Source organism: Sphingomonas donggukensis, from assembly GCF_023674425.1.
GTDB lineage: Bacteria > Pseudomonadota > Alphaproteobacteria > Sphingomonadales > Sphingomonadaceae > Sphingomonas > Sphingomonas donggukensis.
Genome location: NZ_CP098401.1, coordinates 785,487 through 801,582, shown reverse-complemented (window position 1 = coordinate 801,582; position 16,096 = coordinate 785,487). Strand labels below are relative to the sequence as shown.

General features: G+C 69.3%; 16 protein-coding genes. 13 read left to right on the top strand and 3 right to left on the bottom strand.

Features of this window, described 5'->3' with window-relative positions; genetic code table 11:
* Positions 1-9: 9 nt before the first annotated feature.
* The 6 genes from M9980_RS03925 to M9980_RS03900 all read left to right on the top strand — a co-directional run bounded on the left by M9980_RS03925 (position 10) and on the right by M9980_RS03900 (position 6,710).
* The gene (locus tag M9980_RS03925; RefSeq protein WP_250755051.1) at positions 10-1,014 is read left to right on the top strand and encodes a potassium channel family protein; all 1,005 of its coding nucleotides are present in this window, start codon (positions 10-12) and stop codon (positions 1,012-1,014) included.
* Positions 1,011-1,355 carry a DMT family protein gene (locus tag M9980_RS03920; RefSeq protein WP_250753553.1) on the top strand — a complete coding sequence of 115 codons (345 nt, stop codon included), beginning with the start codon at positions 1,011-1,013 and terminating at the stop codon, positions 1,353-1,355. The genes M9980_RS03925 and M9980_RS03920 overlap by 4 nt, the downstream gene beginning before the upstream one ends.
* Before the next feature lie 210 nt (positions 1,356-1,565).
* Complete coding sequence (gene rimO / locus M9980_RS03915; protein WP_250753551.1) at positions 1,566-2,894, top strand: 30S ribosomal protein S12 methylthiotransferase RimO; 1,329 nt, start codon at positions 1,566-1,568, stop codon at positions 2,892-2,894.
* A gap of 98 nt (positions 2,895-2,992) precedes the next feature.
* The gene (locus M9980_RS03910) at positions 2,993-3,895 is read left to right on the top strand and encodes a hypothetical protein (RefSeq protein ID WP_250753549.1); all 903 of its coding nucleotides are present in this window, start codon (positions 2,993-2,995) and stop codon (positions 3,893-3,895) included.
* Between the two features lie 38 nt (positions 3,896-3,933).
* A complete protein-coding gene (locus tag M9980_RS03905; RefSeq protein WP_250753546.1) occupies positions 3,934-5,325 on the top strand; it encodes a serine hydrolase domain-containing protein in 1,392 nt (463 codons plus the stop codon).
* The gene (locus tag M9980_RS03900; RefSeq protein ID WP_250753543.1) at positions 5,322-6,710 is read left to right on the top strand and encodes a leucyl aminopeptidase family protein; all 1,389 of its coding nucleotides are present in this window, start codon (positions 5,322-5,324) and stop codon (positions 6,708-6,710) included. Before M9980_RS03905 ends, M9980_RS03900 begins: the two co-directional genes overlap by 4 nt.
* A 122-nt stretch (positions 6,711-6,832) precedes the next feature.
* On the opposite strand, the gene M9980_RS03895 is transcribed toward M9980_RS03900, so the two are convergent.
* Positions 6,833-7,039, bottom strand: coding sequence for a hypothetical protein (locus tag M9980_RS03895; RefSeq protein ID WP_250753540.1), 207 nt, complete (start codon positions 7,037-7,039; stop codon positions 6,833-6,835).
* Positions 7,040-7,087: 48 nt separating this feature from the next.
* The gene (gene tpiA, locus M9980_RS03890; protein ID WP_422921405.1) at positions 7,088-7,798 is read right to left on the bottom strand and encodes a triose-phosphate isomerase; all 711 of its coding nucleotides are present in this window, start codon (positions 7,796-7,798) and stop codon (positions 7,088-7,090) included.
* A 164-nt stretch (positions 7,799-7,962) separates the two neighbouring features.
* Here tpiA and M9980_RS03885 point away from each other — a divergent pair, with 164 nt between their 5' ends.
* Both M9980_RS03885 and trpE read left to right on the top strand, forming a co-directional pair.
* The gene (locus M9980_RS03885; protein ID WP_250753534.1) at positions 7,963-9,903 is read left to right on the top strand and encodes a peptidylprolyl isomerase; all 1,941 of its coding nucleotides are present in this window, start codon (positions 7,963-7,965) and stop codon (positions 9,901-9,903) included.
* 15 nt (positions 9,904-9,918) lie between these two features.
* Positions 9,919-11,394 carry an anthranilate synthase component I gene (gene trpE, locus M9980_RS03880; protein WP_250753531.1) on the top strand — a complete coding sequence of 492 codons (1,476 nt, stop codon included), beginning with the start codon at positions 9,919-9,921 and terminating at the stop codon, positions 11,392-11,394.
* Positions 11,395-11,558: 164 nt separating this feature from the next.
* Here trpE and M9980_RS03875 read toward each other — a convergent pair whose 3' ends face one another.
* Positions 11,559-11,951, bottom strand: coding sequence for a hypothetical protein (locus M9980_RS03875; RefSeq protein WP_250753528.1), 393 nt, complete (start codon positions 11,949-11,951; stop codon positions 11,559-11,561).
* A 101-nt stretch (positions 11,952-12,052) separates the two neighbouring features.
* Here M9980_RS03875 and M9980_RS03870 point away from each other — a divergent pair, with 101 nt between their 5' ends.
* The 5 genes from M9980_RS03870 to M9980_RS03850 are packed head-to-tail and all read left to right on the top strand — an operon-like array spanning position 12,053 to position 16,049.
* The gene (locus tag M9980_RS03870) at positions 12,053-12,616 is read left to right on the top strand and encodes an anthranilate synthase component II (protein ID WP_250753525.1); all 564 of its coding nucleotides are present in this window, start codon (positions 12,053-12,055) and stop codon (positions 12,614-12,616) included.
* Positions 12,613-13,608 carry an anthranilate phosphoribosyltransferase gene (trpD, locus tag M9980_RS03865; RefSeq protein ID WP_250753522.1) on the top strand — a complete coding sequence of 332 codons (996 nt, stop codon included), beginning with the start codon at positions 12,613-12,615 and terminating at the stop codon, positions 13,606-13,608. The genes M9980_RS03870 and trpD overlap by 4 nt, the downstream gene beginning before the upstream one ends.
* A complete protein-coding gene (gene trpC / locus M9980_RS03860) occupies positions 13,605-14,381 on the top strand; it encodes an indole-3-glycerol phosphate synthase TrpC (protein WP_250753519.1) in 777 nt (258 codons plus the stop codon). Before trpD ends, trpC begins: the two co-directional genes overlap by 4 nt.
* Positions 14,378-14,845: a cyclic pyranopterin monophosphate synthase MoaC gene (gene moaC / locus M9980_RS03855; protein WP_250753515.1), complete on the top strand. Its 468-nt coding sequence runs from the start codon at positions 14,378-14,380 to the stop codon at positions 14,843-14,845. Before trpC ends, moaC begins: the two co-directional genes overlap by 4 nt.
* 22 nt (positions 14,846-14,867) lie before the next feature.
* Positions 14,868-16,049, top strand: a complete 1,182-nt coding sequence (locus tag M9980_RS03850; RefSeq protein WP_250753513.1) for a molybdopterin molybdotransferase MoeA — start codon at positions 14,868-14,870, stop codon at positions 16,047-16,049.
* The last annotated feature ends 47 nt before the right edge of the window (positions 16,050-16,096 follow it).

Below are 16,096 nucleotides of genomic sequence, written 5' to 3'. Positions count from 1 at the left end.
GTGAAGCACATGCCCCGCGGCACGCTGAAGCGCGCGTCGACGCTGCCGGTGTGGCTGTCGATCGGGTGGCGGGTGCTCGCCGTGCTCGGCCTCGTCGCGCTGGCGATCGGGGTGCACTGGTACGACCGCGCGGGACTGCGCGACAATTACGACGGCAATGTCAGCTTCCTCGATGTCGTCTATTTCACGATGATCTCGATCACGACGACCGGTTACGGCGACATCGCCCCAGTCAGCACGACGTCGCGGATGTTCGACGCGCTGATCGTCACGCCGATCCGGGTGTTCGTGGTGCTGCTGTTCATCGGCACCGCCTATAATTTCGTCCTTAAGCGCACATGGGAGAGGTGGCGCATGGCGCTGATCCAGCGGACCCTGACGGGCCATATCCTGATCGCCGGCTATGGCGAGACCGGCAGCGAGGCGGTCGACGAGCTGCTCGCCCGCGGTGAGGATGCCGGCACGATCGTCGTCATCGACGCCAACCCCGAATCGATCGCGCGCGCCAAGGCGTGCGGCTGCATCGTGCTGGAAGGCGACGCGACCCGCGACCAGACGCTGACCGACGCCGCGATCGAGCGCGCGCGGGCGGTGATCGTGACCGCGGGGCGCGACGACACCTCGATCCTCATCACCTTGACCGCGCGGCACCTGGCGCCGGACGTCCCGATCAGCATCGTCGTGCGCAACGAGGATAACGAGTTTCCGGCCCGCGCCGCCGGGGCGACCACCGTCATCAACCCGATCAGCTTCGCCGGGCTGCTGCTGGCCAGCGCCTGCACCGGCCCGCACCTGACCGACTATCTGACCGACCTCGCCTCGATCCGGGGCAAGGTGGCGCTCCACGAACGCCCGGTCGCGCCCGCCGAAATCGGCCAGCCGCTCGCTGCGATCACGACCGGGGTCGGCCTGCGCCTGTACCGCGACGGTGAGGCTTACGGCTTCGAACAGCCCCAGGCGGACGCGCTCCAGCCCGGCGATACCGTCGTGGAGATCGTGACGACGAAGCCATGATCGATCGCGTCGCCCCGGTCCTGATGCTCGTCGTGTCGAACATCTTCATGACCTTCGCCTGGTACGGCCACCTGAAGCACAAGTCGTCGGCGCTGTGGGCGGCGGTGCTGGTCAGCTGGGGCATCGCCTTCTTCGAATATTGCCTGGCGGTGCCGGCCAACCGGATGGGCAGCAACGTCTATTCCGCCGCTCAGCTGAAGGGCATGCAGGAAGTCATCACGCTGGCGGTGTTTGCGGGGTTCAGCGTGCTGTATCTGGGTCAGCGGATCACGGTGAACCACGGCATCGGCTTCGCGCTGATCGCGGTGGGGGCGTGGTTCATTTTCAGGGCGCCGGTGTAAAATAGCCCGCGGGTCTAAAACCAAAGCCGTTCGCCTCGAGTAGGGATCGAGCTTGTCGAGAGCCCGTATCGAGAGGGCGTCTCTTGGGGCGCCGACCTCTCGATACGTCGTCTCGACACGCTCGACGACCACTCGAGGCGAACGGTTTGGGCGGGGTAGCGGAGGCCAGCTAGGAATCCCGCCCCAAATCCCCTACATGCGCGCGCACTCATGGCCACTGTTCTCCCCTCCCCGCCGCGCGTCGGCATGGTTTCGCTCGGCTGTCCCAAGAACCTGGTCGACAGCGAACGCATCCTGACCCAGCTGCGCGCCGACGGGTATCAGATGTCGGCGGACTATGCCGGCGCCGACGTCGTGCTGGTCAACACCTGCGGTTTCCTCGACAGCGCCAAGGAAGAGTCGCTCGACGCGATCGGTGAGGCGATCAAGGAGAACGGGCGCGTCATCGTGACGGGCTGCTTCGGCAAGGAGGCCGAGGTCATCCGCGCCCGCTTCCCGAACGTGCTCGCGATCACGGGCGCTCACGAGTACGAGCAGGTGGTCGAGGCGGTGCACGAAGCCGCCCCCGCCGGCATCAGCCCTTATGTCGACCTGATCCCCGACGCGGGGCTGAAGCTGACGCCGCGCCACTACAGCTATTTGAAGATTTCGGAGGGCTGCAACCACCGCTGCGCCTTCTGCATCATCCCCAGCCTGCGCGGCGATCTCGTCAGCCGACGCCCCGACGCGATCCTGCGCGAGGCCGAGAAGCTGGTCGCTGCGGGCACGAAGGAACTGCTGGTCATCAGCCAGGACACCTCGGCTTACGGCGTCGATATCCGCGGCGACGTGCGGCAGTGGAAGGGGCGCGAGGTGCGCCCGCACATGACCGATCTGGCGCGCGAGCTGGGCCAGATCGCGCCTTGGGTCCGGCTCCACTACGTCTATCCCTACCCCCACGTCGACCAGGTCATCCCGCTGATGGCCGAGGGGCTGGTGCTGCCGTATCTCGACATTCCGTTCCAGCATGCGTCGCCGAATGTCTTGCGCGCGATGAAGCGCCCCGCCAACGACGCCAAGGTGCTAGCCCGCATCAAGGGCTGGCGAGAGATCGCGCCCGACATCACCATCCGCTCGACCTTCGTCGTGGGCTTCCCCGGCGAGACCGAGGATGATTTCCGATATCTGCTCGACTGGCTGGACGAGGCGCAGCTCGACCGCGTCGGGGCGTTCCGGTTCGAGCCTGTCGAGGGCGCCAGCGCCAACGCGCTGCCCGACCAGGTGCCCGAGGAGATCAAGGAAGAACGCTACGCCCGGATCATGGAAAAGACCGCGGCGATCAGCACTGCCAAGCTCGCGGCGAAGGTCGGGCGCACGATCGAGGTGATCGTCGACGCCGTCGACGAGGAGGGCGGCGCGACCGCGCGCAGCCAGGCCGACGCGCCCGAGATCGACGGCGAGGTCTTCCTGCGCGATGCCGGCGGGCTGAAGGTCGGCGACATCACGAAGGTGGTGGTCGAGGATGCCGACGAGCACGACCTGTACGGGGTGCCGGCCTGATACTACCACGGTTCGGGCTGAGCTTGTCGAAGCCCTGCCCTTCGTCTGCGAGGAAGAAAAGGACAGTGCTTCGACAAGCTCAGCACGAACGGGGATGGGTGTTCGTCCTTCTCGCCCCCCTCCTACTCGCCGCCTATGATCCCGGCCCGGTCGTCACCACCCGCGTCGATCCGCTGACCATCGACGACGACGACTTCGCGCGTCACCGCGATCCCGCGACATGGGCCGGGCTGACCGTCCGCCAGATCGACTTCACCGAGGAACGCGCGACGTGGCGGCTATACCGCATCGCCGATCCCGAACGTCCGCACGGCCCCTTGTGGTTCGTGCCCCACGACGATGAGAACGCCGGGTTCGAGGCGGCACTCGTCGCGCTCCGCCGATACGGCGGCACGATCGTCGCGGTCGATGGCGGCGGCGGGCGGCGTAACGGCAAGGTCGCGTTCGGGCGGTCGATCGACCCCAACCGCAACTTCCACGACGGCCTGCCGCGCTATGCCCGCGCCGTGCTGGCCGACGTCAATCGCGGCGCCTGGCCGATCATCGCGCTCCACACCAATTCGGCCGGCTATGACGCCAGCCGCTCGTCATGTCCGCCGCTCGGCGACACCTCGGGTGAGGGCGTGATCTCTATCCGCTTCTGCAACGCGGTACTGACGCCGAGCGCGTCGCAGATACGCGCTTATCCGTTCGACGACGACGACACCGTCGCCTTTGCTACCTACCGCGCGACGCAGGCACCCACGGATGCCTTTTGCCGCAATGCGATGGTCGCGGCGGACTGGAACGTGGTGCAGGAGCGGGTGGTCAATTCGGACGGATCGCTGTCGAACTTCGCCGTCCTCCACGACCTCGCCTATCTCAATTTCGAGACGCTGGAGATCGGCCTCGCGCCCCCCGCCCTCGCTGCGGCGCGCGACCGGCTGACGTGGATGATCGACCGCGCGATGGCGATGTGCGGGACGCGGCCGAAGGTTACCGGGCGCATCCGCTTCCGTTGAGTGTTGCACCGCCCGCGCCGCGGTGCTTTGCTCCCGCGATGCGCTCCATGTTCATCGCAGCCCTGCTGCTCTCGACGCCTGCCGCCGCGCAGGATCTCACCCCCGCCGAAACCGCGAAGATCGACGCCGTCGTCGGCGAGGCGCTGGCGAAATCGGGGGTACCCTCTGCCTCGATTGCGGTCGTGCGCGGCGGGCGCGTGGTGCTGGCGAAGGCGTATGGCAAGGCATCGGAGGCGATACCGGTCGCGCGACCCGACCTGCCCTACCAGATCGCCTCCATCTCCAAGCAGTTCACCGCCGCGGCGATCCTGCTGCTCGAGGATCAGGGCAAGTTGAGGCTGGACGACAAGGTCGCGAAATATGTGCCGGGCGTGACCGGCGGCGACACGATCACGATCCGCCAGCTGCTCGACCACACCTCCGGGCTGCAGGATTACTGGCCGCAGGACTACAGCTTTGCGGCGATGGCGAAACCGACCACGCCGCAGGGAATCGTCGATCGCTGGGCGAAGAAGCCGCTCGATTTCGCGCCGGGCACGCAATATCAATATTCGAACACCGCCTATGTCGTCGCCGGGCTGATCGTCGAAAAGGTGTCGGGCGAGCCGCTGATCGCTTTCCTGCAGAAGCGCATCTTCACGCCGCTCGGCATGACCAGCGTGATCGATCAGGACAAGGCTATCGGGGCAAGATTCCCGCAAGGCTACAAACGGTTCGCACTCGGCCCGGTGCGCGTCGAGACACCGGCTGCCGATGGCTGGCTGTACGCCGCGGGCGAATTGTCGATGACCGCAACCGACCTCGCCCGCTGGAACATCGCCCGGATGAACCGCGCGACCCTGTCCGCCGACGATTGGACGGCGCAGGAAACCACGACGAAGCTGAACGACGGCAGCGACACCGGCTATGGCCTGGGCGTCAGCGTCGGCCAGTTCGACGGGCGCCGGATGGTCGAACATTCGGGCGAGTCGGTCGGTTTCCTCAGTGAGAACATGGTGTTCCCGGACCAGAAGACGTCGGTCACGGTGCTGACCAACAGCTGGTTCAGCAACGCGTACCGCGTGATGGCGCAGGGCATCGCGCGCACCGTCCTGCCCCCCGCCGCGGCGACCGGCACGGAGGCGATCTTTGCGATCAAGGCGCGCAAGGTGTTCGACCAGTTGCGCGCCGGGACGCTCGACCGCGCGCTGCTGACCACCGACGCCAATTATTATTTCGATGCCACCGCGCAGGCCGATTACAAGTCCAGCCTGTCCGCGCTGGGCGAGCCAACCGCGTTCGCACCCGTCGGCCAGCCGCGGCTGCGCGGGGGCTATGTCGCCCGCGCCTACCGCGTGACCTACGGCGACCGCGCGCTGTCGATCTCGACCTTCGCCGAGCCGGGTGATGCCGGGCGGTTCGAGCAATTTCTGGTGGCGCCGATCCAATGACCGATTTCGCGAAACTGCTCGGCCCCGACCGCGGCCAGCTCGCGCGCACGCTCCACGTCGTCCACCCCGACGATTGGACGACATGGCTCGCCGGTCAGCCGCCGCGCGTCCGCACGATCGTCGCCGCGCAGAAACTGGCTGGCAAGGCTGGCGACAAGGCGATCCTGCCCGGCGACGCGGCGGAGGACTGGTCGGCGCTGCTGGTGTGCAACGACGCCCCTGATTCGCCGTGGCGGATCGCGTCGCAGGGGTCGGTGCTGCCCGAGGGGACATACCGCCTGGCCGGCGGCGAGCCCGGCGCGGCCATGCTCGGCTGGGTGCTCGGCCAGCACCGCTTCACCCGCTATCGCAAGAGCGACGATGCTCAAGGCCCGCGCATGCTGCTGACCGGCGAGCCCGGGCGGATCGACGAGATCGCCCGCGTCGCGCATGCCGTCGCCACCGTCCGCGACCTCGTCGACACGCCCGCTGCCGATCTCGGTCCGGAGGAGCTGGAGCAGGCCGTCCGCACACTCGGCGATGCGCACGGGGCGACGATCACGGTCACGAAGGGCCGAGAGCTCGAAACCGGCTATCCGATGATCCACGCCGTCGGCCAGGCCGCGGCCAAGGGGCGCGAGCCACGCCTGATCGAGCTGGAATGGGGCAACCCCGCCCACCCGCGAATCGCTATCGTCGGCAAGGGCGTGGTGTTCGATTCGGGTGGGCTCGACATCAAGCCTGCCGCCGGCATGCGCCTGATGAAGAAGGACATGGGCGGCGCGGCGCACGCGCTGGCGCTCGCTGGCCTCGTGCTGCAGGCAAAGCTGCCGGTGCGGCTCCACCTGCTGATCCCCGCGGTCGAGAATGCCATCGCCGGCAACGCCTTCCGCCCCGGCGACGTGCTGGCGTCGCGCAAGGGGCTGAGCGTCGAGAACACCAATACCGATGCCGAAGGGCGGCTGGTGCTGGGCGACGCGCTGACGAAGGCGGGCGAGAGCGATCCTGAACTGATCCTCGATTTCGCGACGCTGACCGGCGCGGCGCGAGTCGCGCTCGGGCCCGATCTGCCGCCGACCTTTTCGGATGACGAGGCGCTGATCGCCGACCTGCTCGCCGCCGCCGCCGCCGAGCACGACCCGCTGTGGCGGATGCCACTGTGGAGCGGCTACGACGACATGCTGAAATCCGACATCGCCGACATGGTCAACGCCCCCGACAGCGGCTTCGCCGGCGCAATCACCGCCGCGCTGTTCCTACGCCGGTTCGTTCCGAAGGGGGTGGCGTGGGCGCACATGGACGTGTTCGCCTGGCGCCCGGCGGCGAAAGCGGCACGACCCAAGGGCGGCGATGCGTATGGATTGCGAGCGAGCTGGCGGATGTTGAAGGATCGATACGGGCGATAGGCTGACCCTTACCTCTCCTCCGTTCGTTTCGAGCGGAGTCGAGAAACTGCGACATGCGCGCGGGTGAAGGTTTCTCGTTTACGTTCGAAACGAACGGACAGGACAAGCGGGAGGAGCGAAGCTCACGCCGTCGCCAGATGCGCCAATTCCCGGATCGACACCCCGTACACCGTGCAGATGTGATCCCTCAGCGCACGCTTCGCCGCCGCCATGTCGGCATAGGCGGCTTCCTCGTCCGCCTCCGCCGACAGGTTCACGACGAACCGGTCGGGCACCAGCGCCTCCCAGCTCGATGCGTGCTTGCCTGCGGCGGCGCGCACTGCGGCCACCAGTTCATGTCCCTCGTCTCGCATCGCAGCTGAACGACCGAACCGCGATCAGGCTCCCGCCGCACCGTCGATGATCGGCACGAATTTGGCGGCGGTCAGGCTGGCGCCGCCGACCAGCGCGCCATCGACGTTCTCCACCGCCAGGATCGCCGCGGCGTTCTCGCCCGTCACCGACCCGCCGTACAGGATGCGAATGCCGTCGGCCTTCTCGCCGATCATGTGGCGCATCTTGGCGCGGGCGATGGCGTGGATCGCGGAAATCTCGTCCAGCGTCGGCGTGCGCCCCGTCCCGATCGCCCAGCGCGGTTCGTAGGCGAGCGTCAGCCAACTGCCGTCGGCGTCGTCGGGCAGCGATTTCTCGACCTGCGCCTGCACGATGCGCTCGGCGCGGCCGGCGTCGCGCTCCGCCTCGGTCTCGCCGCAGCACAGGATGACGTCCAGCCCCTGCCGGTGCGCCGCCGCCGATTTCGCCCAGGCGTCGTGGCTCGTCTCGCCCTGGTCGCCGCGGCGCTCGCTGTGGCCGACGATCACGAAGCGCGCGCCAGCTTCCTTCACCTGCGCGGCGGACACGCAGCCGGTGTGCGCGCCCTTGTCGGCCTCGTGAACATCCTGCGCGCCGATCGCCAGCGCCGGCACCCGCTCGGCGGCGCGCTCGATCAGGGTAAAGGGCACGGCCACCGCCACGTCGACCCCAGGATGCGCCGCCGCCGCCGCAGCGATGCCGTCGAGCTCGGCCAGGCTCGCGCGATCGCCGTTCATCTTCCAGTTTCCTGCCACCAGCTTGCGCCGCACCACGTCGGTCTCCCCCGCATCGTTTCTCGCTCGCGCCTCGATAGCGCGGTCGGCGCGCGGCACAACCTTGATGACCGCGGCGCACGCCCCTAAAGCGGCGGCACTCCCCCTCGCGCCAATCAAGGGCACCGATGCTCAATTCCTTCCGCCGCGCCATCAATTCGACCGTGGGCAAGATCGTTGCCCTCGGCGTCCTCGTCGTGATCGCGCTGGCCTTTGCGGCGGGCGACATCACCAACCTGCGCGGCAACAACGCCGGCTCGCTGGGCGGCGCAGTGGCCGAGGTTGGCGAGACCAAGATAGGCGAGGCCGAGCTGCGCCAGCGCACGCAGACCGCTTACAGCGCGTACCAGCAGCAGCAGCCCGGCCTCGACATGGCGAGCTTCGTGACCCAGGGCGGGATGACCGCAGTGCTCGAACGCACGATCAACGGCATCGCGCTCCAGAAATTCGCCGAGAGCATCGGCATGTCCGCCAGCAAGCGCGCGGTGGACGGCGAGATCGCGGGCATCCCGGGCTTTGCCGGGGTCGATGGCAAGTTCAGCCAGGCCAATTACGACGCCGCGCTGCGCCAGCAGGGGCTGACCGACGCCGGCCTGCGCGCCGATATCGCCCGTGACATGCTGTCGCGCCAGCTGCTCGCCCCGACCGCCGGCGCGCGTCAGGTGTCGAGCCAGCTCGCGATGCCCTATGCCTCGCTGCTGCTCGAGCGACGCCAGGGCGCGATCGGCGTGATTCCGGTGACCGCGCTTGGCGTCGGCACGCCCCCGACCGATGCCGAGCTCCAGACCTTCTACACGCGCAACCGCGGTCGCTACATGGTGCCGGAGCGGCGCGCGGTCCGCTATGCGCTGGTGAAGGCCGCCGACGTCGCCGCGGGCGCCAAGGCGACAACCGCCGACATCGCCGCGGCCTACAATGCCAACAAGGCGCGCTTCGCCCCTTCGGAAAAGCGCAACCTGACGCAGGTCGTCGTCGCCAGCCAGCAGGCTGCGACTGCGCTGGCTGCCAAGGTGAAGGGCGGCTCCAGCCTGTCCGACGCCGCCCGCGCGATCGGGCTGGAGGCGAGCACCGCCACCGGCGTCGACAAGGCCGCCTTCACCGCGCAGAGCGCCACCGCCGTCGCCGACGCCGCCTTTGCCGCCACCGCCGGCACGATCGTCGGCCCGGTGCGCTCGCCGCTCGGCTGGCATGTCGTGAAGGTCGATCAGGTCACGCCGATCGCCGGCAAGACGCTGGCGCAGGCGACGCCCGAACTGACCACCGAAATCGAGAAGACCAAGGCGGCGCAGGCCATCGCCGACGTCCACGACCGGCTGGACAGCGCCGCGGCAGAGAATGCGACGTTCGACGAACTCGTATCGGACGCAAAGCTCGTCGCCCAGACCACCGCCCCGCTCGTCGCCAGCGGCATGGACCCCGACGCGCCGGCCAAGCCCGATCCGATCGTCGCCCGCCTGGCGCAGGCCGCGTTCATCGCCGAGGACGGCGACGCGCCGCAGCTGGTGCAGACCGACGCCGACGGCAGCTTCGCGGTCGTCGCCGTCGGGCGCGTCGTGCCCGCCGCCCCCCGCCCGCTCGCACAGATCCGCGCCACCGTCGCGCGCGATTTCGTTATCGACCGGAACCTGAAGGCGGCGCGCGCGCTGGCCGTGGCGGCGGTCAACAAGGTGAACGCCGGCACCCCGCTGTCGGCGGCGCTTGCCCAGACCAGCCTCAAGCTGCCGCCGGTCGAGACCAAGAGCCTCAGCCGCGCCGAACTGGCCGCCGGGGGCACTCAGGTGCCGCCGCCGCTCGCGCTGATGTTCTCGATGGCGGCGAAGAAGGCGAAGCTGCTCGAGGCGCCGAACCGTGGCGGCTGGTACATCGTTTATCTGGACGCCATCCAGAACGGCGATGCCAGCAAGCGCCCGGAAGTCATCGCGTCGACCCGCCAGGGCCTCGGCGGGGTCGTCGGGCGCGAGCTGAGCGAGCAGTTCGCCGCCGCCGTCCGCAAGCAGGTCGGCGTCCAGCGCAACGACGCCGCGGTGGCGAAGGTGCGCGCCGAGCTGGCGCCCACCAGCGCCAACTGACGCTCCGCTAGACCGATGATCCACGGCGTCGCCGAAGCCCGCGCCGCGAACGCCGCCGGGGTGCCTGCGCTCGTGTGGCGGGCGCAGGTCGCCGATACCGAGACGCCGGTCGCCGCCGCGCTGAAGCTGATCGAGCCCGGACGCGGCGACTTCCTGCTCGAATCGGTCGAGGGCGGGTCGGTACGCGGGCGCCACAGCCTTATCGGCCTCGCGCCCGACCTGATGTTCCGTGCCCGCGGCGACGTGGCGGAGGTCAACCGCGACTGGCTGACCGACCGTGACGCTTTCGCCCCCGCCGCGGCCCCAACGCTCTCGGCCCTGCGCGACCTGGTGGCGGGGTGCCGGATGGACGTGCCCGCCGCTCTGCCCCGCGCGCTCGCCTGCCTCGTCGGCTATTTCGGGTACGAGACCGTCGGCCTGGTCGAAACGCTCGATCGCCCGCCCGCCAACCCGCTCGATCTGCCCGACATGGTCTTCGTGCGCCCGACCGTAATCCTGGTGTTCGATCGCCTGGCCGACAGCCTGTTCCTGGTCGCGCCGGTCTGGCCGGACGGATCGGTCGGTGCCGCGATCGAGCGCCTCGACGCCACCGCCGCCCGCCTCGAATCGGCGCCGGTCCCGCCCCCGGTTCGCGCCGAACACGCGCCCGTGGCGCCGACGCCGGCGCTCGCTCCCGACGCCTACCGCGCGATGGTAACCGCGGCGAAGGAGTACATCGTCGCCGGCGACATCTTCCAGGTCGTGCTCGCCCAGCGCTTCACCACGCCGTTCACGCTGCCGCCGTTCGAACTCTACCGCTCGCTGCGCCGGATCAACCCGTCGCCGTTCCTCTACCACCTCGACCTGCCGGGCTTCGCGCTGACCGGGTCTAGCCCGGAAATCCTCGTGCGCGTCCGCGACGGCCAGGTCACGGTCCGCCCGATCGCCGGCACCCGCCCGCGCGGCGCTACCGCCAGCGAGGATGCCGCCAACCGCGACAGCCTGCTCGCCGATCCCAAGGAGCGCGCCGAGCACCTCATGCTCCTCGACCTCGGTCGCAACGACGTGGGGCGGGTGGCGACGGCGGGATCGGTGACCGTCACCGACAGCTACGGCGTCGAATTCTACAGCCATGTCATGCACATCGTGTCGAACGTCGTCGGCACGCTGCGCTCCGACGCCGACGCCCTCGACGCGCTGTTTGCAGGCTTCCCGGCGGGCACCGTCAGCGGCGCGCCCAAGGTTCGCGCGTGCCAGGTCATCGCCGAACTCGAACCCGAAACCCGCGGCGCCTATGCCGGTGGGGTGGGATACTTCTCCCCCGACGGCAGCATGGACAGCTGCATCGTGCTCCGCACCGCGGTGGTGAAGGACGGGGTGATGCATGTGCAGGCGGGTGCCGGCATCGTCGCCGACAGCGTACCCGAATACGAACAGCGCGAGTGCGAGGCGAAGGCGGGCGCGCTGATGGCTGCGGCCAAGGATGCGGTGGCAAGGGCAGGCCACCAATAACCCTCTCCCACCGGGAGAGGGTCAAGCCGCGCTAGCAGCGAGGGGTGAGGGCTAGGTCGAAACGGCCCGAAACTGCCGGGACGCCTCAATCGGGCCTTTTCGACCTAGCCCTCACCCGGACGACGCTTCGCGCGTCGACCCTCTCTCAAAGGGAGAGGATCAAATTACTGCGGCTCGACCACCCCATTTGCCTTCGCGCGCTTCTCCGCCGCCCAGGCCTCCGCCGCCTTCTGCGCGCAGCCGGTCTGGCCGTTCGTCCCGATCGGCGAGCAGCTGCCCGGCAGGACGCGACGGTTATCCTCCATCACGCGGTCGGTCTTCACCGCCCAGGACGTGCTCGGCGCATCCTGCTTGGGGATGTCGCGGAACTGCTTGGGGATGCGGTAAGGCTCGACCTCGGCTGGCGCGCACACGACGATCTCGCCGTCTGCCGACTTCGGGCACACCTCGCCCTTCTGGAGCGTGATGTTGCGAATCCGCTGCGGCGGTGCGGCATCCTGCGCGACAGCGACGGCGGGCAGCGCCAGCGCGGCGGTGACGATCAGCAAACGCAACATAAGCTCAAAACTCCAGAATACGGATCGTCCCGTCCCCACCCTAACGCACCAATTGCGGCGAATGTTGCGCGCGCGTGCGGCTCCGCTATGGCGGCGGGGACATGATCCTCGTCATCGACAATTACGACAGCTTCACCTGGAACCTCGTCCATTATCTGATGGAGCTTGGCGCCGAAGTCCGCGTCGAGCGCAACGACGCATTGTCCGCCGCGGAGGCACTGGCGACCGGCGCGCGCGGCATCCTGCTGTCGCCCGGCCCCTGCACTCCCAATGAAGCCGGCGTCAGCCTTGACATCGTAGCCGCCTGCGCCGCCAGCGCGACCCCGCTGCTCGGCGTGTGCCTTGGCCACCAGTCGATCGGCCAGCATTTCGGCGGCAAGGTCGTTCGCGGCGGCATGATGCACGGCAAGACCAGCGCGCTGACCCACGACGGCACCGGAATGTTCGAAGGGCTGCCGTCGCCCTTCATCGCCACCCGCTATCACAGCCTGATTGTGCAGGATGTGCCCGACTGCCTGATCGTCAACGCGACCGCGCCCGACGCGACCGTCATGGCCTTTCGCCACCGCGACCTGCCGATCCACGGCGTCCAGTTCCACCCGGAGAGCATCGCCACCGAACACGGCCACGCGCTGCTCGCCAATTTCGTGAAGCTGGCGGCATGACGTCGTTCGCCCCCCTGCCCGATCCGTCGACCCCGCTGTCGCATGAAAGCGCGCGGCAGGCATTCGCCGACGTGCTCGACGGACGCACCACGGAGGACGCGATCGCCGCGTTCCTGATCGGCCTGACAGAACGCGGTGAAACCAGCATCGAGATTGCCGAAGCCGCCCGTGCGCTGCGCGAACGCCTGATCCCGATCGTCGCGCCCGCGGGCACCATCGACGTGTGCGGCACCGGTGGCGACGGGCACCATACGCTCAACGTCTCGACCGCGGTCAGCCTGGTGGTTGCTGCCGCCGGCGTGCCGGTCGCCAAGCACGGCAACCGCGCCGCATCGTCGAAGGCGGGGGCCGCCGACACGCTCGAGGCGCTCGGTCTCGACATGGCGCGCGCGGGCGCGATGGCCGAAGCGACGCTCGCCGATCTCGGCATCTGTTTCCTGTTCGCGGGTAACCACCACCCGGCGATGCGCCGCATCCAGCCGATCCGCCAGCGGCTGGGCCGGCGCACGATCTTCAACCTGATGGGCCCGCTCGCCAACCCGGCCCACGTCACCCGCCAGCTGATCGGCATCGCCCGCCCCGATTACGCCCCGGTCTATGCCGAGGCGATGGCGAGCCTGGGGGCGGAGGGCGCCGCCGTCGTCTCGGGCGAGGAAGGGCTGGACGAGATATCGGGCGCGGGGCCGACCGTGGCGATCTGTGTCGGCGACGTCGATTTGCCGGCGCGCATCGTTCCGGAGGATGCCGGCCTGCCCCGCTCCCCGCTCGCCGACCTGCGCGGCGGCGACCCTGCCTACAACGCGCTGGCGCTGCGCCGCCTGCTGACCGGCGAACACGGCGCGTACCGCGACGCCGTGCTGCTCAACGCCGCCGCTGCCTTCGTCATCGCACGCACGACGCCCAACCTCACCGAAGGCGCCGCACTCGCCGCCGAAACCCTCGATGCCGGCAGGGCCAACGCCCTGCTCGATGCCTGGATCGCCTATTCATGACGATGCTCGACGAAATCCTCGCGGTGAAGCGGGGCGAAGTCGCCGCCCGCAAGCCCCACTCCAGCGTGTCAGCGCTAGACGCCCGCGCGCGCGACGTCTCCGCCCCGCGCGGTTTTCGCGCCGCGCTCGATGGCAGGCCAGGCCACGCCCTGATCGCAGAGATCAAGAAAGCATCACCGTCCAAGGGATTGATTCGCGAGGATTTCGACCCGCCCGCCCACGCCCGCGCCTATGCCGCCGGCGGTGCCGCATGCCTGTCGGTGCTGACCGACGAACGCTTCTTCCAGGGCGCCGATGGCTACCTGATCGCCGCCCGCGCCGCCTGCGACCTGCCGGTGATCCGCAAGGACTTCATGGTCGATCCGTGGCAGGTCGCCGAAGCCCGTGCGCTGGGTGCCGACGCCATCCTCATCATCGTCGCCGCGCTGGACGATGGCGCGATGGCGGAGATCGAGGTCGCGGCGATCGAGCGCGGCATGGACGTGTTGGTCGAAGTCCACGACGCCGACGAGCTCGACCGCGCGCTACGCCTTCGGTCACGGCTGATCGGGGTCAACAACCGTAACCTCAAGGACTTCACGGTCGATTTTGCGCGTACGTATGAACTCGTAGCGTCAGCCCCCGCCGATTGCACCTTCGTCGCCGAGAGCGGCCTACAGACCCGCGCCGATCTCGACGCGATGGCGGAACACGGGATCCGCTGTTTCCTGGTCGGCGAGTCGCTGATGCGACAGCCCGATCTCAAGGCGGCGACGCGGGCGCTGGTGGCATGAGCGACCTCACCCACCTCGACGCCGCCGGGGCCGCGCGCATGGTCGACGTCGGCGACAAGGCCGTGACAAAGCGCCACGCGGTCGCCTCCGGTCGCATCGCCATGTCCGCGGAGGCGGCGAGTGCGATTCGTACCGGCGCGGTGAAGAAAGGCGACGTCCTCGCCGTCGCACGCATCGCCGGGATCATGGCCGCCAAGCGCACCAGCGACCTGATCCCGCTCTGCCATCCGTTGCCGCTCACCAGCGTCACGCTCGACCTCGCGCTCGACGACGTCGGCGTCACCGTGACGGCGACCGCCGCGACGGACGGCAAGACCGGCGTGGAGATGGAGGCGCTGACCGCCGCCACCGTCGCGCTGCTGACGGTGTACGACATGGCCAAGGCCATCGACCGCGGCATGACGATCGAACACGTTCGCCTGATCGAGAAATCCGGCGGCAAATCAGGCGACTGGCGCGCCTGACCGCGGCGGAGTAGCGGGGCGCATGTCCCTGCTCCCCGTTACCGAAGCCCAATCCCGCCTGCTGGCACTCGCCCCGCCGATCGCCGGGGAAAGCGTGCCGCTAGCCGACGCCGCCGGACGCTGGGCCGCCTCCGACCTCGTTGCGCTCCGCACCCAGCCCGCTGCCGACCTGTCGGCGATGGACGGCTATGCTATTCGCTTCGCCGACCGCACCGCACCGATGCGCGTAATCGGCGAAAGCGCGGCGGGGCTGCCGTTCGCCAGCCCGGTCGCGCCTGGCGAGGCAGTGCGCATCTTCACCGGGGCACAGATGCCCGCGGGCGCCGACTGCGTTCTGGTGCAGGAGGAAGTCGCGCGCGACGGCGACACGCTCACGCTCGCCGGCGAAGGCCCGCGCGGGCCCGGCGGCAACGTCCGCCGCCGCGGGCTCGACTTCGCGCAGGGCGACGTTCTGGTCGCCGCGGGCGAGCGGCTGACCCCCGCCCGGCTGGCGCTGGCCGGGGTCGCGGGCCACGCCGCGCTCCCGGTTCGCCGGCCGATCCGCGTCGCCATCGCCGCCACCGGCGACGAACTCGTGCCGCCCGGCACGCCGCTCGCCGCGGGCCAGTTGCCCGAAAGCAATTCGCTGATGATCGCGGCCCTGATCGCCGACCAACCGGTCGAAATCGTGCCGCTCGGCATCCTCCCCGATCGGCTGGACGTGCTGACCGACGCCTTCGCCGCCGTCGATGCCGACATTCTCGTCACCACCGGCGGCGCCTCGGTCGGCGACCACGACCTCGTCCGGCCCGCCCTCGAATCAGCGGGAGCGGCGCTCGATTTCTGGCGGATCGCGCTGCGCCCGGGGAAGCCGATGATGGCCGGGCGGATGCGCGACACGGTGGTCCTCGGGTTGCCCGGCAATCCGGTGTCGGCGTTCGTTACATCGACGCTGTTCCTGCGCCCCCTTATTGCGGCGATGGCAGGCGCGACGCTCCCCTTCCCCGCCAAGCTTCAGGCGCGGCTGGGCGAGCGCCTGCCCGCCAATGGAGAGCGCACCGATTATCTCCGCGCCGTGCTGGTCGAAGGGCGCGTCCATGTTGCGGCAATCCAGGACAGCTCGATGCTGCGGACCCTCGCCCGGTCCACCTGCCTCGTCGTGCGCGCGCCACATGCCCCAAAGGCGGACAGCGGCGACGTCGTGGACATCCTCATGCTCGCTTGACAGGGCGTGGAACAATACATAAACGTTCGTCGTCTGTTCCCGGCGGA

What these genes read in the sequence shown, in the direction of transcription:
- M9980_RS03925 (WP_250755051.1), top strand. Translation starts at nt 10, where the DNA reads ATGCCCCGCGGCACGCTGAAGCGCGCGTCGACGCTGCCGGTGTGGCTG.
- M9980_RS03920 (WP_250753553.1), top strand. Translation starts at nt 1,011, where the DNA reads ATGATCGATCGCGTCGCCCCGGTCCTGATGCTCGTCGTGTCGAACATC.
- rimO (WP_250753551.1), top strand. Translation starts at nt 1,566, where the DNA reads ATGGCCACTGTTCTCCCCTCCCCGCCGCGCGTCGGCATGGTTTCGCTC.
- M9980_RS03905 (WP_250753546.1), top strand. Translation starts at nt 3,934, where the DNA reads ATGCGCTCCATGTTCATCGCAGCCCTGCTGCTCTCGACGCCTGCCGCC.
- M9980_RS03900 (WP_250753543.1), top strand. Translation starts at nt 5,322, where the DNA reads ATGACCGATTTCGCGAAACTGCTCGGCCCCGACCGCGGCCAGCTCGCG.
- tpiA (WP_422921405.1), bottom strand. Translation starts at nt 7,798, where the DNA reads ATGAACGGCGATCGCGCGAGCCTGGCCGAGCTCGACGGCATCGCTGCG.
- M9980_RS03885 (WP_250753534.1), top strand. Translation starts at nt 7,963, where the DNA reads ATGCTCAATTCCTTCCGCCGCGCCATCAATTCGACCGTGGGCAAGATC.
- trpE (WP_250753531.1), top strand. Translation starts at nt 9,919, where the DNA reads ATGATCCACGGCGTCGCCGAAGCCCGCGCCGCGAACGCCGCCGGGGTG.
- M9980_RS03875 (WP_250753528.1), bottom strand. Translation starts at nt 11,951, where the DNA reads ATGTTGCGTTTGCTGATCGTCACCGCCGCGCTGGCGCTGCCCGCCGTC.
- M9980_RS03870 (WP_250753525.1), top strand. Translation starts at nt 12,053, where the DNA reads ATGATCCTCGTCATCGACAATTACGACAGCTTCACCTGGAACCTCGTC.
- trpD (WP_250753522.1), top strand. Translation starts at nt 12,613, where the DNA reads ATGACGTCGTTCGCCCCCCTGCCCGATCCGTCGACCCCGCTGTCGCAT.
- trpC (WP_250753519.1), top strand. Translation starts at nt 13,605, where the DNA reads ATGACGATGCTCGACGAAATCCTCGCGGTGAAGCGGGGCGAAGTCGCC.
- moaC (WP_250753515.1), top strand. Translation starts at nt 14,378, where the DNA reads ATGAGCGACCTCACCCACCTCGACGCCGCCGGGGCCGCGCGCATGGTC.
- M9980_RS03850 (WP_250753513.1), top strand. Translation starts at nt 14,868, where the DNA reads ATGTCCCTGCTCCCCGTTACCGAAGCCCAATCCCGCCTGCTGGCACTC.